The following is a 15862-nucleotide window of genomic DNA, read 5'->3' on the forward strand; positions in this document are numbered from 1 at the left end:
GGCCCGTGAACACCGAGAAGCAAACCGAAAAGCTCGAGACCCTGGTGACAACCGTGGCGTCCCGGCTCACGCCGGTCGACGCGGTCTCGTTCAAGGCCGTGGCGACCCGCGTGTTGCAGGATCTCGTCGAACACTTCGAGGTCGACACCAGCTTTCTCCGGTTCACCGACCACGAGATCGCGGCGACGGTCCTGGTCGCGGAGTATCCCCTTCGGCCCTTCATCCCCGACCCCGACCCACTCGGCGTCGTCTACTTCAAGGATGCCGATCCGACCTTCGCCCAGATCGAGCACCAGAAGGAAGTCGCCATCTTCCGACCGGAGGTGTCCGGTCCGGATTACAACGAACGGGTCCGCGAGGCGTCGGGGGTGCCGCAGGTGTCACTCGCCGCCGTTCCGCTGCTGTCCGGTGAGACGACGACGGGCACGCTCGGATTCATCAAGTTCGGCGACCGCGACTGGACGCCGCCGGAGCTCGACGTCCTGAAGGCGATCGCCGCCCTGCTCGCCCAGGTCCAGGCCCGCATCGTCGTAGAGGAGCAGTTGCGCTATTCGGCCGATCACGATTCCCTCACCGGACTCAGTAACCGGCGCGCCCTCTACCACCACCTGGACACCCGTCTGGCGTCGACCGAACCCGGTCCGGTCGCCATTCTGTTCCTGGACCTGGACCGCCTGAAACCCCTCAACGACTTCTTCGGTCACGGGGCGGGCGACGGGTTCATCTCGACGATCGCCGACCGGCTCAGATCGACCAGCCTGCCCGACGACCTCGTCTCCAGGCTCGGAGGTGACGAATTCGTCCTGGTGCTCGGAGGGTCGGTGGGTCTCGAGGAGGCAGAGAGGCGGGCGCAGCACATCCGCGACGTCGTGACCGAACGGGTGCGTCTCGGCCGGGAAGTGGTCAGCCGCAGTGTCAGCATCGGCGTCGCCGCGGGGCGTCCGGGCAAGGCCACCACGAGTTCGCTCCTCAGCCAGGCCGACCAGGCTGTCATGGTTGCGAAGACCAAGGGCGGAAACGCGATCAGCGTCTTCACCGACGAGATGCAGGAGGAGAGCGAGAAGCGCAACATGATCGAGCTCAGTCTGCGTGCGGCCATCGCGGACGAGTCGCTGTTTCTCGAGTACCAGCCCGAGGTCGACCTGCGGACCGGCCGGATCATCGGGGTGGAGGCCCTGGTGCGGTGGAATCATCCGCTGCTCGGGCTGTTGCAGCCCGCGTCGTTCATCGACGTCGCCGAGGCGACGAACGTTGCTGGGGAACTCGGGCGCTGGGTCATCCGGAAGGCCTGCGGGCAGTGGGCCGACTGGCGGTCGCAGGCTCCCGAGCTGGATCTGGATCTCAGCGTCAACGTCTCACCGGGCCAGTTGGCCGGTCTGGACTTTCTCGACGTCGTCGCGAACGCGTTGACGGAGTTCGACCTTCGCAAGGGTGCACTGTGCCTGGAGATCACGGAGAACGCAGTGCTCAGTGACCTCACCTGGACGCGTGAAGCGCTCGAGGGACTGCACGCGATGGATGTGGAGGTCGCGATCGACGACTTCGGCACCGGATACAGCTCCCTCAGTCACCTCAAAGCACTGCCGGTGGGGACATTGAAGATCGACAAGGGGTTCGTGATGAACCTGGACACCAACCCCGAGGACCGGGCGATCGTGAAGTCCATTATCGGCCTCGCGGAGTCGTTCGGCCTGGAATTGGTGGCAGAGGGCGTCGAGAATGTGGAGTCGGCCCGGCAACTTCTGGACATGGGATGCCATCGGGCCCAAGGATTCCTGTTCAGTCGCCCGGTCTCGGCGGAAAAGATCGGCAAGTTACTGGTGGCCGGAGTTATCGAGGTAGGCCTTTAAAGGTCGGAATAAACCATACCGAAAGCTCGGTTTAGTTCATTTATGATAATTAAGAGCATTTGATTGCAGCGATAACAAACTCGGAGTATGTTTTTAAGGGTAGTAATCAACTCCACGGCGCGACGAATCGACGCGGTGGCGGGCGGGCTCCGAGCATGGGTTTGATCAATGTGCGAATGTGGAAGCGATTTCGAGGCACTGAGCGTATCCGAGCGGACCCAACTCCTCATCAAATCTGAATGTGCACACGGCCGTAGAGGGGCGGGGGTGCCGACCATCCCCGGGCGTGCCGTGCCCGAACTCCCTTCGCCACGGCCGTCCTGGGAGCGGTGGTACTCCCAGGCTGCGATATGCAGTGATCTGTTCAGCGTCGTCGCCGCAGACCTTTTCGTCACCGTCGTCTACCGCCAGATCCCTCTCTGGACGTGGGCCGGGAGCCTCGCGGTCGCGGTCGCGGTTCCGGTCCTCGCGATGCTGTCCCTGGCGTTGGCGCATGCGTGGGATCCGCGCATTCTCGGCAGCGGTGCCGAGGAGTTTCGCAGAGTGGGACGGGCGTACGTGTGGGTGATCGCAGTGATGGCTGTCGCCGGGTACGCCCTGGGTACCGCGAACGGACACTCGTGGGTGTTCGGCGCTCTCCCGCTCGCAGTAGCGCTGTCGGTGCTCGGACGTTATGTGCTGAGGCGGGCGTTGCGCAGGCGCCGGAGATTGGGAGATTATCTGCGATCCGTCCTCGTAGCCGGCGACATCGACGAAGTGCTCGAATTGATCAAGCGCACGCCGGACATCTCGCAAGCGGGGTGGCGCGTGGACGCCATCTGCCTGGCCGACGTGAGACCGGGCGAACAGCTTCCGCTCGCGATCGACGACACTCCTGTGATCGGCACGGAAAAGGACATCGTCGGAATCACCAGGCTCCATTCCTTTCAGGCGATTGCCGTACTCCCCTCGAGCGGCTGGACTCCGGCTCGCACCGAGCGGTTGAGCTGGGAGCTGGAGGGCACCGGAACCGATCTTCTGATCGCGCCCGTCCTCATGGATGTCGTCGGTCCTCGTCTGCATATCGCCCCCGTCGCGGGGGTCCCGTTGATGCAGTTGAGTGCGCCGACGTACTCGGGCCCGGCGTGGGTGATCAAGAATGTCTTCGATCGGATCTTCGCTCTCGCCATCGTCGTCGCGATCGCGCCCGTTCTGCTCGTCATCGGCGGGGCGATTCGCGCTACCAGCCGTGGTCCGGCGTTGTTCAAGCAGACTCGCGTCGGACGAGACGGCGAGGTGTTCACGATGTACAAGTTCCGCAGCATGGTGGTGGATGCGGAAGCGCGGATCCGTGAGCTCGCGGCGTTCGACGAGGGTGCCGGCGTCATGTTCAAGATTCACGACGACCCTCGGGTCACCCGGATCGGCAGGTTCATTCGCCGCTACTCGCTCGACGAGCTGCCGCAGTTGTTCAATGTCGTGTCGGGCAGTATGTCTCTGGTGGGTCCGCGGCCGCCGTTGGAATGCGAGGTAGCGCGTTACGGCGACGACGGCGCGCGGCGCCGGTTGTTCGTCAAGCCGGGACTCACCGGACTGTGGCAGGTGAGTGGCCGGAGCAACCTCAGCTGGGAGGAGTCGGTGCGCGCCGACCTGCACTACGTCGAGAACTGGAGCTTCACGCTGGATTTGCTGATCCTCTGGAAGACCGTTCGCGCCGTGCTGCGACCGGACGGCGCGTACTGAGGGTGTGCCGGTCCGGCGCCGGTCGCCGGCGTGTGAGGCGATAGGGCGGTTGTCGAGTCGAGACCGCGGATAACTCACGGGCATCCTCGGCTTCGAGAAGACAGCGTTACAGACTTGGGGTATGTTTATGCCCACACTGAAGGACCTCTTGTCTTTAATTGGCAACGTACGGTAACTTCTCGAAGGGTTTGCTGGAGAGTCGCTGGGAGTGGCTTCCCGCGTGGAATGTGGGACTGTCGAAGACTGGAGCAGGGGGATCGATGTCTGGTGGTTCGGTCTCGTCGATTCCCGAGTCCCGCATCGGGTGCGACGTGATGACGGTCGGGCACGTTCGAAGCAGTGTCGAGCGGTTCGGCGACCGCTATCTGAGCAGAATCTTCACACCCCACGAATTGGAAACCTGCGCAGGACCTGCGCGGGTCCAACGGCTGGCCGCCCGATTCGCGGCCAAGGAGGCCGTGGTCAAGGTGTTGCGCCCCGGCGACGTGGCCTTGCCGTGGCAGTCCATCGAGATCCGGCGCGAGAGCTGGGGCGGATGCGGAGTCCGACTGTCCGGCAACGCATCGGCCCTCGCCGAGCGTCAGGGACTCGGCGGGTTCGACGTCTCGATCTCGCACGAGGACGACGTCGCGATCGCGATGGTCACCGCGTCCCGGCTGGGCACGCCCCCCGATCACGAAGGAGAACGCCACCCATGAGCGAGCACACCATCCGCAAGGTCCTCGGCGACCACGCCCGGCTGTCCGTCGACGCCGCGAGCATCGCCGTCGGCGCCGACCTCTACGAACTCGGTCTGACGTCCCACGCGAGCGTCAACGTCATGCTGGCGCTGGAGGATTCGTTCGACATCGAGTTCCCCGACGAGTTGCTGCGCAAGAGCACGTTCGCGAGCGTCGACTCCATCCGGGGCGCGCTCGTCGAACTCGGCGTGGCGTGAGCACCGCCCTCGCGGGCGACACGGGGATCGGGTCCGCCCCGCTTTCCCGACCGTCGGCACGGGCCGCGAGTGTGGCCGAGGTGGCCGCCCGGTGGGCCGTCGACGTCGACCGTGACGCGCGCTTTCCGCAGGAGGCCGTGGACGCGCTCCGGGACCAGCGTCTGCTCTCGTGCGCCGTACCCGCGGAATTGGGTGGTGAAGGCGCGACACTCCGGGAACTGTGCACGATCGCCCGGACCCTGGGCCGCGAGTGCGCCGCGACCGCGATGATCTTCGCGATGCACCAAACCCAGATCCTCTCGCTCGTACGGCATCCGGGTGGCGACGGCGTCTCCGGCTTCCTGCGCGACGCGGTCGCCGGTCAGTACCTGCTCGCGTCGGCGACGACGGAACTGGGCATCGGCGGCGACGTCCGCCGCAGCACGTGCGCGGTGGAGCGGTCCGGTGGCGTGGTGTCGCTGGTCAAGAACGCCCCGGTCATCTCCTACGGCGAGTATGCCGACGCGATCCTCGCGACCGCGCGGCGCACTCCCGACAGCCCGCCGAGCGACCAGGTGCTCGTCATCTGCCGGCGTGCCGACGTGACGCTCGAGCGGACCGGCGACTGGAACACGCTGGGGCTGCGCGGAACCTGCAGTCCCGGGTTCGTGCTGCGGGCCACCACGACCTCGGATCTCGTCGTCGCCGATCCCTACTCGGAGATCTCGGCGGCGACCATGCTCCCGGTGTCGCATTCGGTGTGGTCGGCGGTGTGGCTCGGCATCGCCGACGCTGCGGTGGAGAAGGCGCGCCGGTACGTGCGGGCGGGCGCGCGTAAGCAGCCGGGCGTGGCCTCGCCCGCCGCCCTGCGCCTCGCCGAGGCCGCCGCTGTACATCAGCAGTTCGTGGACGTCGTGTACGCGGCGGCCCGCCGGTTCGACGACGCCGACGCGGCTCCGGCCGGTTCGCCGGAGGCCGAAGTCGCGTGCGGCGTCGGGTATTCGCTGGCGATGAACAGCCTCAAGGTCACGGCGTCGACGCTGGCCGTCGACCTCGTCGGCAGGGCCCTGCTGATCTGTGGGATCGCCGGCTACCGCGAAGACACGGAGTACTCCCTCGGCCGGCACCTGCGTGATGCGCACGGTGCGGCCGTCATGGTCAACAACGATCGAATCATGGCCAACTCGGCGCAGATGGCCACGGCATACCGGGGGACGATATGAGCACGGATCTCGCAGTGGAGCAGGAAGAGACGAGCGAACTCGAGCGCGCCCGGCGCGCGTTCCGGGCGGAACTGCTGGGGGCCGGGCTCCTGGTGGACACGTCCGTCGCCGGACTCTACGGACGGTCGGGGTTGTTCGAGGACATCGTCGACGGCATCGACGCGGTGGTGCGGGCAGCAGGCCCGGGCGCGTCCGCGGCCCGATTCCGGTTTCCGCCGGTGTTTCCGCGCACCAGTTTCGAGCGCACCGACTACATCGCGTCGTTTCCCAACCTGACCGGTGCCGTCAACACGTTCACCGGTACCAACGCCGAACACGCGCAACTGCTGGCGGCGCGGGCGGAGGGGGAGAGCTGGGACAGGTGGCTCGAACCGACCGACACCATGCTGGTGTCGGCGGCCTGCCACCCCGCGTACCCGATGTTCACGGGAGTGCTGCCGGACGGCGGTGCGCTGCTCGACGTGTACGGGTACTGCTTCCGGCACGAGCCCGCGTTCGATCCCGCCCGCATGCAGGCGTTCCGGATGCATGAGTTCGTGCGGATCGGCACCGCGGACCAGGCTGCGGACCACCGTGACTCATGGATCGAGCGCGGGCTCGAGGTGCTGTCCGACCTGTGGCTGGACGCGACGCCGGTGATCGCCAACGATCCGTTCTTCGGCAGGGCCGGGCGCATGCTTGCCGCCAACCAGCGCGACGAGAACCTCAAGACCGAGCTGACGGTGCGCCTGTACGGCGATCTCGACGACGGGACCGCGGTCGTGTCGTGCAACTGCCATCAGGACCATTTCGGTGTCACGTTCGACATCGCGACCGCGGACGGCGGTGTCGCGCACAGTGCGTGTGTGGGGTTCGGGATGGAACGCATCGCGCTCGCGATGCTGCGGACCCACGGCCTGGACCCGTCGCGCTGGCCGAGCGCGGTGAAATCCCGGATGTCGCTGTGACGTCCCGGCTCATCGACATCACGCCGGACGGCTACGAACCGCACCCCATCCACTCGGACGAACGGACCTGGACCGAGACCAACTGCTACCTCGACCTGTGGGTGGAGGTGCTGCACTCGCTCGGGCTCGATCCGGTGCCCGCCGCCGCGTGCGCATTCGGCGCCCGGTTCGACGGATCGCAGTGGACGTTCCTGAAGTTCAAGCCCGAGGATCTGTTCGCCCTGTACGGGATCGACGTCGGGGAGATGAACGTCTGGCGCGGTGTCCTCGACCACGTGGAGGACAATCTCGCAGTCGGGATGTTGTCGACCGTCGAGGTGGATGCGCACTGGCTCCCGGACACGGCAGGCACCGGCTACCGCGAGAGCCACACCAAGACCACGATCGTCGCGAACTTCGTCGACCGCGAGTCCGGTGTGCTCGAGTACTTCCACAACAGTGGGTATCACCGGCTGACCGGGGACGACTTCCGCGGGCTGTTCGGGCTCGACCTCGCCGGATCGGCGACGTTCACGCCGTACGTCGAGCAGGTCCGGTTCGACGGGGACCTGGCGTACCGGCCGGGCCGCTTCGATGCGGTGCTGCGGCATCATCTCGGGACGCGACCGGACGGAAATCCGGTGCGCGCTCTCGGTGAGCGGGTGGTCGCCGACGTGCCCTGGATCCGCGGCGCGGGCATCGACACGTTTCACCTGTGGACGTTCGGGGTGCTGCGTCAGTGCGGTGCCACCGCGGAACTCGCCGCCGACGTCTGCGAGTATCTCGAACGCAACGGATTCGCGGGGGCCGCTGCGTTCGCGCCGGGCTTCCGGGAAGTGGCGCAGGGGGCGAAGAGCGTGCAGTTCCAGATGGCGCGCGCCGCTCGCGGACGCAGCGTCGACCCCTCGGCGCAACTCGACGGCATGGCCGAGGCGTGGGAACGATCGGTGGACGGCGTGGCCCGCGTGGTCGGACGCGCGTAGTGGATCTTCTCACCGGCGCCCGGTGGCGTTGCGTGGCAACGGAACCGGATTCGGTCACCGACCCGTCGGGGTTGGCGGGCGTGCCGGGTCCGTGGTATCCCGCGCAGGTTCCCGGGACCGCGGCCGGAGCGATCCGGGCGGCCGACGGCGTCGCGGCGGCGCGCGCGGTGCAGACCGATGCGGTGGACTGGTGGTTCGTCACCGACGTGTCCGGCAGCGGCCCCGGTCCGTGGCGGCTCGAGTTCGACGGCCTCGCTTCGCACGCGGAGGTGTGGGTAGGCGGCGACCTCGCCCTGTCCTCGGAGTCGATGTTCGTGCCGGTCTCGGTCGAAGTGGACTCTCGCCCCGGCACGGTCACGCTGGCGATCCGATTCCCGTCGCTCGACGCGGCGCTGCGCCGACGGCGGCCCCGCGGACGCTGGCGGTCGTCACTGGTGAGTGCGCAGGGGCTGCGCTGGATGCGGACGAGCCTGCTCGGTCGCGCTCCGGTGTTCGGCGGCGTGCCCGCCCCGGTCGGGCCGTGGCGGCCCGTGCGACTCCACGACCGCACGGCGCCGGTGCTGTCGGACCGTCACGTGGTCACCACCGTGCAGGACGGGACGGGCGTGCTGGATCTCGCCGTGCGCGTGCACGGCTCGGCAGGCCAGGCCGCGGTCGTCCGGCTCGGGGACGTCTCCGCGGAGGCGACCGTCGTCGACACCGGCCCCGGCGTGCGCGACGTGCACGCTCACCTGTCCATCCCCGACGTCCGGTTGTGGTGGCCCCACACCCACGGCGTCCCGGTGACGTATCCGCTGAGCATCACCCTCGGCGAGCACGTTCTCGACCTGGGCGCCGTCGGATTCCGCACCGTGAGCGTGGCGCGCGGTGACGGCGGGTTCCGGCTGTCGATCAACGGGGTCGACGTGTACTGCCGCGGCGCCGTCTGGACCCCAGTCGATCCGATCGGGCTGGGCGGCCGGTCGCAGACGCGGGAGACGCTCGAGCGAGTGGTCGAGGCCGGGCTCAACATGGTCCGGGTGCCGGGCACGATGCTGTACGAGGACACCGCGTTCTGGGACGACTGTGCCGAACTCGGCGTCCTGGTGTGGCAGGACGCGATGCTGTCGACGTTCGACCCGCCCGACGACCGGCCGTTCCTGGAACTGCTGACCGCGGAGATCGAGGCGGTGCTGCGACCGCTGTCGGGAAACCCCGCGCTCGCCGTGTTCAGCGGCGGCAGCGAAACCGAACAGCAACCCACGATGCTCGGACTCCCGGCGCCGCACATCCCGGCGGTGCACGACGTGATCCCCGCGGTGGTCGCGCGGACCGCGCCCGGGGTGGTGTCGGTCTCGTCGTCGCCGTCCGCGCCACCGGGCGGCGGCGCGCCCGCGACCCACGTCGGAACGGGTGTCGCGCACTACTTCGGCGTCGGCGGCTACCGGCTTCCGCCGTCCGACGTCCGCCAGGCCGGGGTGCGGTTCGCCGCCGAATGCCTGGCGTTCTCGATCCCGCCGTCGGACGCGACAATCGAGCGCGAGTTCGGCAGCCTCGCCGCCGCAGGCCACCATCCGCGGTGGAAGGCCGCCGTGCCCCGGGACAACGGGGCGTCCTGGGACTTCGAGGACGTCCGCGATCACTACGTGCGGACGCTGTTCGGTGAGGAGCCGTCGTCGGTCCGCTGGAGCGATCCCGAGCGGTACCTGGCGCTCGGTCGCGCCGCCGTCTGCGAGGCCTTCGCGGCGGCACTCGGATACTGGCGCCGGCCCGACTCGGGTTGCGACGGCGCGCTGGTGCTCGCGCTCCGCGACCTCGAACCCGGCGCCGGGTGGGGACTGCTCGACTCCGAAGGCAGGCCGAAGGCGCCGTGGTTCGTGATGCGGCGGCTGTCCCGGCCGGTCGCGGTGCTCATCGGCGAGGACGGAATGGACGGACTGCGGATCGATGCGGTCAACGACTCCGCCCGCGCGATCGTGGGGGAGTTGCGGGTGCAGGTGCACACCCGCACGGGTTCGCGGGCGTTCGACGTCGCCGAACCGGTGACCGTCGCCGCGCACGCTGCCCGCCGGTGGTCGCTCGACACGCTGCTCGGGTGTTTCACCGACGCGACACACGTCCACCGTTTCGGGGTCCGCGGCTACGAGAGCGTGACCGTCACGCTGTCGGGCGAGGACGGTGTCGTCGCCGAGGCCGTTCACCTCGTCGGCGGTCCTGCGCGCGCCCTCGAACGCACCGTCGGACTGACGGCGGCGGCGCGGGAGACGGCGCCCGGCGACTGGGTGGTCGACGTCGCCACCGACGGCGCCGCGCAGTACGTCCACCTCGAACTCGGCGGGTTCGAACCGGCCGACTCCTGGTTCCATCTGCCGCCCGGCGGCACCCGGATCGTGCCGGTGCGCAGGACCGGGACGGCCGAGTCGGTGACCGGGCAGGTGCGGGCGCTGAACTCGGTGAGCGTCGCCCCGGTGGTGCGGGCCGCCACCTGATCCGGACCCCGGTTCGTCGACGTGCGATATCGACTAGGCTGGCTCAGTCCGCAACTGGCCGCTCGTCCCGGCCCGAGCTGTTCGCCGGCAGTTCGTCATCACTGCTCAGGAGTGCGTCGTTGTCTTCCCCGCTCATCGCTGCCGAGCCCTCGTCCGACACCCCGCTCGCCGGGCTGGCGAAGATCGCGCTGGGCGACGCCGTCGTCGCGCAGGTGACCGAGGCCCTCGGGCGGCATCACCTCGACATCGTCGCGCCCGCACCCGCCCGGCCGTTCGTGGCGGCGGCCCTCGCCGAGCGCACCCACCTGCTTCTGGTCACCGCGACCGGTCGCGAGGCCGACGACCTCACCGCCGAACTGCAGGAGATGATCGGCGACGCCGTGGCGCAGTTCCCGTCGTGGGAGACGTTGCCGCACGAACGGCTGTCGCCGAGCGCCGACACGGTCGGTCGCCGGGTGGAGGTGCTCCGCAGGCTCGCGCGGCCCGACGACCGCTCGTACGGGGCGCCGCTCCAGGTGGTCGTCACCACCGTCCGTTCACTGGTACAGCCCATGGCGCCCGGTCTCGGTGAGATCGAACCCGTCACGCTGCGGGTGGGGGTGGAGCACGACTTCGACGGGCTGATCCAGCGGCTCGTCGAAATGGCGTACACGCGCGTCGACATGGTCGGCAAGCGCGGCGAGTTCGCCGTCCGCGGCGGCATTCTGGACCTGTTCTCGCCCACCGCGGATCATCCGGTGCGCGTCGAGTTCTGGGGCGACGAGGTCACCGAGTTGCGCGCGTTCTCCGTCGCGGACCAGAGGTCGCTGGCCGAACTCGACATCGACGCCGTGATCGCCCCGCCATGCCGCGAACTGCTCCTCACCGAGGACGTCCGCGACCGGGCCGCGCAGCTCGCGGTCGACAACCAGGCCGACGCCGCGCTCGTCGAGATGCTCGACAAGATGTCGGCAGGCATCCCGGTCGAGGGCATGGAGGCACTGCTGCCCGTGCTGCGGCCGGGGCAGCTGCAGCTGCTCACCGACGTGCTGCCCGAGAGCGCCCACGTGCTGCTGTGCGATCCGGAGAAGATCCGGACACGCGCCACCGACCTGGTGCGCACCGGTCAGGAGTTCCTCGAGGCGTCGTGGACGGCTGCTTCGATCGGCGGCGCCGCCCCCCTCGACACGTCGGTACTGAAGGGCGACGGCATCGACCTCGGCGCCTCCGCCTACCGCTCGCTCAGCCAGGTCCGCGAATCCGCGGAGACCGCCGGTCTGCCGTGGTGGACGCTGAGCCCCCTCGCGTCCGGCAACGGCGAGGAACTGGAACTGGCGGTCACCCCGGCACCGCAGGTCCGCGGTTCCGACGAGCTGCTGTCCGAACTGTTCGTGAGCCTGCGCGCCCACGTCAGCACGGGCGGGCGCGCGGTCATCGTGGTCGCGGGCGCCGGTACCGCGCATCGTGTGCTCGAGCGACTCCGCGAGGCCGAGGTGCCCGCGGCGGAACTCGCACCCGGTGCGGAGCCCGCCCGCGGTCAGGTCGGGGTGCTGCGCGGTTCGCTGCACGACGGCCTGGTCTTCCCCGGCGGCGACACCACCCCCGGGCTCGTCGTCGTCACGGAGTCCGATCTCACCGGCAACCGGGTGGCCGCGGTCGGCGACGGCAAGCGGCTGCCGGCCAAGCGCCGCAACCAGGTGGACCCGCTGGCCCTGACGGCCGGCGACATGGTGGTGCACGACCAGCACGGCATCGGACGCTTCGTCGAGATGGTCGAGCGGACCATCGGCGGCGCGCGGCGCGAATACCTCGTGATCGAGTACGCCGCCAGCAAGCGCGGCCACCCGGGCGACCGGCTGTTCGTCCCGATGGAGTCGCTCGACCAGCTGTCGCGGTACGTCGGCGGCGAACTGCCCGCACTGAGCAAGCTCGGCGGTTCGGACTGGGCCAACACCAAACGCAAGGCGCGCAAGGCGGTTCGGGAGATCGCCGGTGAACTCGTCCAGCTGTACGCGGCGCGGCAGGCCGCGCCCGGTCACGCGTTCGGCCCGGACACCCCGTGGCAGAAGGAGATGGAGGACGCGTTCGCGTTCACCGAGACCCACGACCAGCTGACGGTCATCAGCGAGGTCAAGGCCGACATGGAGAAGGCGGTGCCGATGGACCGCGTCGTCATCGGCGACGTCGGCTACGGCAAGACGGAGATCGCGGTGCGGGCCGCGTTCAAGGCCGTGCAGGACGGCAAGCAGGTGGCGGTGCTGGTGCCGACGACGCTTCTCGCCCAGCAGCACCTGCAGACCTTCACCGAGCGGATGGCGGCGTTCCCGGTAAAGGTGCGCGGGCTGTCCCGCTTCACGGATACCGGGGAGTCCAAGGAGATCGTCGCCGGCATGGCCGACGGCGAGATCGACGTCGTCGTCGGCACCCACCGGCTGCTGCAGACCGGGATCCGGTGGAAGGACCTGGGCCTCGTCGTCGTCGACGAGGAACAGCGCTTCGGTGTGGAGCACAAGGAGCACATCAAGGCGCTGCGCACCCACGTGGACGTTCTCACGATGTCGGCGACGCCGATCCCGCGAACGCTCGAGATGAGCATGGCGGGCATCCGCGAGATGTCGACGATCCTCACGCCGCCGGAGGAGCGGCACCCGATCCTCACGTATGTCGGCGCATACGCCGACAAACAGGTGGCCGCGGCGATCCGACGGGAACTGCTGCGCGACGGGCAGGTGTTCTACGTCCACAACCGGGTCAGCTCGATCGACAAGGCCGCCCAGCGGATCCGCGAACTCGTCCCCGAGGCGCGCGTCGTCGTTGCGCACGGCCAGATGAACGAGGACACGCTCGAGCGGACCGTGCAGGGCTTCTGGGAACGGGACTACGACGTGCTGGTGTGCACCACCATCATCGAGACCGGCCTCGACATCTCCAACGCCAACACGCTGATCGTCGAACGCGCCGATTCGCTGGGCCTGTCGCAGCTGCACCAGTTGCGTGGCCGCGTCGGCCGTAGCCGTGAACGCGGCTACGCGTACTTCCTGTACCCGCCGGAGAAGCCGCTCACCGAGACGGCCTACGACCGCCTGGCGACCATTTCGCAGAACTCCGACCTCGGCGCGGGCATGGCCGTCGCGATGAAGGACCTCGAGATTCGTGGCGCCGGAAACGTGCTGGGCGCCGAGCAGTCCGGTCACGTGGCGGGGGTCGGGTTCGACCTGTACGTGCGGCTGGTGGGGGAGGCGGTCGAGGCCTTCCGGGCGGCGGCCGACGGCAGACCGATCACGACGGAGGACGCCCCGAAGGAAGTGCGGATCGACCTTCCCGTCGACGCGCACATCCCCCCGGACTACGTGACCAGCGACCGTCTCCGGCTCGAGGGGTACCGCAAGCTCGCGGCCGCCACCGAACTCGACGGCATCACCGCCGTCGTGGACGAACTCGTCGACCGGTACGGCCCGCTCCCCGAGGAGGTCCGCCGGCTGGTGTCGGTGGCCAAACTGCGCCTGCTGGCCCGCGAATACGGCCTCGAGGAAATCGCCGTCGTCGGGACGCAGCTGAAGATCGCGCCGATGGCCCTGCCCGACTCGAAGCAGCTGCGTCTCAAGCGGATCTACCCGAGTGCGCAGTACCGCGCCACCACCGGCATGGTCCAGCTGCCGCTGCCCCGGGCAGGTTCGGGCGGGATCGGCGCCGAGCGGGTGCGCGACGTGGAGTTGCTGCAGTACATCGCGGACTTCGTGCTCGCGCTGGACGGCAAGGCCGCCGGGTCCGTGGTGATGGAGGCCTGACCAGATGACGGTGGTCCTGCTCGACCCGTTGCGGCCCACGACGATCCCGATGGAAGCCGTCGAGGTGGTCGGCGGCGGAGTGGAGTTCACCGACGAGGTGCCCGAGGCCGTGCGGGCGCTGCTGTCCGCAGCACCCGGCGCCGCCGTCCTGATCAGTACCGATCCCGACCATCCCACCGTGCGCGAATGGGTCGCGTCGGGGTCCCGGATCATCGCGGCACCGAAGGTCCCGGGCGACAACCTCGTCGAGGCCGCCGAGGTGATGGACCGGTTGTGGAGCTACGGCGGCTGGGAAGTGACGCAGACACACCGGACGCTGTCGCACTACCTCGTCGAGGAGACGTACGAGGTCCTCGACGCCATCGAGTCCGCCGAGCCCGGAGACCTGCGCGAAGAGCTCGGAGATCTGCTGCTGCAGGTCCTGTTCCATTCGCGCATCGCCTCGGCGTCGGGCAATTTCGACGTCGACGACGTGGCCGCGACACTGGTCGCCAAACTCGTGCACCGCAGCCCCCACCTCGGTGAGGACGTCGTCGGCCCGATCGACATTGCGGAGCAGGAACGGGCCTGGGAGATCCGGAAAGCTGCGGAAAAGGCCCGCAGCTCCTGCCTCGACGGTGTCGCGATGAGCCAGCCCGCGGCATCCCTCGCCGCGAAGGTCATCGCCCGCGCGAGCAAGGCGGGCCTGCCGCCCGAGCTGGTGCCCGCGGAGATCACGGCGGACAGCGCGGCCGTGGTCGCCGCCGAGTCGAGGCTGCAGGCGGCGACGGCCGATTTGATCGCCCGTGTCCGCGCGGCCGAGGATGCTGCGCGCGCGGCGGGGAAGACCGAACTCGCCCCGGCGGACTGGCTCGGGTACTGGACGTCTTGATACCGGGACGATCGGCGCTGTCGCTCGGTTTGCCAAAATGTAACTGAGGGATGAATCACTCCCGTGTCCGTAGTGCGAGAAAAACAAACCTGAGGTAGTTTAAAACGCGCATAGAAGACCGGTTGGTTGAAAACACGGGTTTCGAAGTACTGCGAAGTCCTTCGATTCGGGTGTTTACGGTCTTCGCGCACTGCACGTGGTGGGTAACCGAGCTCCCGGTCGGGCGAGGGCCGGTACCCACAGGGGACCTCACATAGTGATGCTTCCGGGCCGAGTCGATTGCCCGACGATGAGAGACGGACACATGAGCCTGTACACGCCTGACCGCCTGGAACCCTCCGACGAGACAGACGCGCACGACATCGACGAGACCGGCGCCGTGGACCGCGCGTCCGGCCGCCCGACGGTCACCGTCGTCGTGCCTGCGATGAACGAAGCCAAGAACCTTCCTCATGTCGCCGCGCGCATGCCGGCAGACATCGACGAAATCGTCTTCGTGGACGGCCATTCCGTCGACGACACGGTCGCTGTGGCGCGGAGCCTGTGGCCGGACGCGAAGTTCGTGACGCAGAGCCGCAAGGGCAAGGGCAACGCCCTCGCCTGCGGCTTCCGTGTCGCGACCAGCGACATCGTCGTGATGATCGACGCCGACGGCTCCACCGACCCGGCGGAGATCCCGTTGTTCGTCGGTGCACTCGTGGCCGGCGCGGACTTCGCGAAGGGAACCCGTTTCGCCGACGGCGGCGGCAGTTCGGACATCACCTTCAGCCGGAAGCTCGGAAACAAGGCGTTGAACGCCATCGTCAACCTCAAGTTCGGGGCCGCGTTCAGCGACTTGTGCTACGGCTACAACGCATTCTGGCGCCACCACGTCCAGGTAATGGCATTGCCCGCGGTGGAGGCGACCGAGGCGCAGTGGGGCGACGGGTTCGAGATCGAGACCCTCATCAACGTGCGGGTCGCGAACGCGGGCCTGAAAATCACCGAGGTGCCGAGTTTCGAGCAGGATCGCATCCACGGCGAGAGCAACCTGAACGCGGTGCGCGACGGACTTCGTGTGTTGCGCACCATCAGGAGCGAACAGCGCACGACCGCAACGCCCCTGTCCCCGGCGCCTGTCCCGCAGGGCTGAGCGG

11 protein-coding genes are annotated in these 15862 nt (G+C 68.6%); all 11 read left to right on the forward strand.

The genetic code is table 11. The features are described 5' to 3' along the window. The first annotated feature begins 5 nt into the window (after positions 1 to 5). The gene (locus tag CA951_RS28745) at positions 6 to 1850 is read left to right on the forward strand and encodes a bifunctional diguanylate cyclase/phosphodiesterase (protein ID WP_087560072.1); all 1845 of its coding nucleotides are present in this window, start codon (positions 6 to 8) and stop codon (positions 1848 to 1850) included. A gap of 267 nt (positions 1851 to 2117) precedes the next feature. Beyond that, positions 2118 to 3572: a sugar transferase gene (locus CA951_RS28750; protein WP_087560073.1), complete on the forward strand. Its 1455-nt coding sequence runs from the start codon at positions 2118 to 2120 to the stop codon at positions 3570 to 3572. Between the two features lie 260 nt (positions 3573 to 3832). Beyond that, positions 3833 to 4270 carry a holo-ACP synthase gene (acpS, locus tag CA951_RS28755; protein ID WP_087560074.1) on the forward strand — a complete coding sequence of 146 codons (438 nt, stop codon included), beginning with the start codon at positions 3833 to 3835 and terminating at the stop codon, positions 4268 to 4270. Next, complete coding sequence (locus CA951_RS28760) at positions 4267 to 4509, forward strand: acyl carrier protein (protein WP_015889559.1); 243 nt, start codon at positions 4267 to 4269, stop codon at positions 4507 to 4509. The genes acpS and CA951_RS28760 overlap by 4 nt, the downstream gene beginning before the upstream one ends. Next, positions 4506 to 5711, forward strand: a complete 1206-nt coding sequence (locus tag CA951_RS28765) for an acyl-CoA dehydrogenase family protein (RefSeq protein WP_087560075.1) — start codon at positions 4506 to 4508, stop codon at positions 5709 to 5711. The genes CA951_RS28760 and CA951_RS28765 overlap by 4 nt, the downstream gene beginning before the upstream one ends. Next, positions 5708 to 6658: an amino acid--[acyl-carrier-protein] ligase gene (locus CA951_RS28770; protein WP_087560076.1), complete on the forward strand. Its 951-nt coding sequence runs from the start codon at positions 5708 to 5710 to the stop codon at positions 6656 to 6658. Before CA951_RS28765 ends, CA951_RS28770 begins: the two co-directional genes overlap by 4 nt. Beyond that, positions 6655 to 7620 carry a DUF1839 family protein gene (locus CA951_RS28775; RefSeq protein WP_087560077.1) on the forward strand — a complete coding sequence of 322 codons (966 nt, stop codon included), beginning with the start codon at positions 6655 to 6657 and terminating at the stop codon, positions 7618 to 7620. The genes CA951_RS28770 and CA951_RS28775 overlap by 4 nt, the downstream gene beginning before the upstream one ends. 32 nt (positions 7621 to 7652) lie before the next feature. Beyond that, complete coding sequence (locus CA951_RS28780; RefSeq protein WP_087560119.1) at positions 7653 to 10088, forward strand: glycosyl hydrolase; 2436 nt, start codon at positions 7653 to 7655, stop codon at positions 10086 to 10088. 119 nt (positions 10089 to 10207) lie between these two features. Continuing rightward, positions 10208 to 13855 carry a transcription-repair coupling factor gene (mfd, locus tag CA951_RS28785; RefSeq protein WP_087560078.1) on the forward strand — a complete coding sequence of 1216 codons (3648 nt, stop codon included), beginning with the start codon at positions 10208 to 10210 and terminating at the stop codon, positions 13853 to 13855. Positions 13856 to 13859: 4 nt separating this feature from the next. Next, complete coding sequence (locus CA951_RS28790; protein WP_087560079.1) at positions 13860 to 14726, forward strand: MazG family protein; 867 nt, start codon at positions 13860 to 13862, stop codon at positions 14724 to 14726. A 304-nt stretch (positions 14727 to 15030) separates the two neighbouring features. Further along, positions 15031 to 15858, forward strand: a complete 828-nt coding sequence (locus tag CA951_RS28795; RefSeq protein ID WP_087560080.1) for a glycosyltransferase family 2 protein — start codon at positions 15031 to 15033, stop codon at positions 15856 to 15858. Positions 15859 to 15862 lie beyond the last annotated feature (4 nt).

The sequence above is a fragment of the Rhodococcus sp. NCIMB 12038 genome, from assembly GCF_002165735.1.
In the GTDB taxonomy this organism is placed as follows: Bacteria; Actinomycetota; Actinomycetes; order Mycobacteriales; family Mycobacteriaceae; genus Rhodococcus_F.

Coding starts and splice junctions, on each gene's coding strand:
- acpS (WP_087560074.1), top strand. CDS start 3,833: ATGTCTGGTGGTTCGGTCTCGTCGATTCCCGAGTCCCGCATCGGGTGC.
- CA951_RS28760 (WP_015889559.1), top strand. CDS start 4,267: ATGAGCGAGCACACCATCCGCAAGGTCCTCGGCGACCACGCCCGGCTG.
- CA951_RS28770 (WP_087560076.1), top strand. CDS start 5,708: ATGAGCACGGATCTCGCAGTGGAGCAGGAAGAGACGAGCGAACTCGAG.
- CA951_RS28790 (WP_087560079.1), top strand. CDS start 13,860: ATGACGGTGGTCCTGCTCGACCCGTTGCGGCCCACGACGATCCCGATG.
- CA951_RS28795 (WP_087560080.1), top strand. CDS start 15,031: ATGAGCCTGTACACGCCTGACCGCCTGGAACCCTCCGACGAGACAGAC.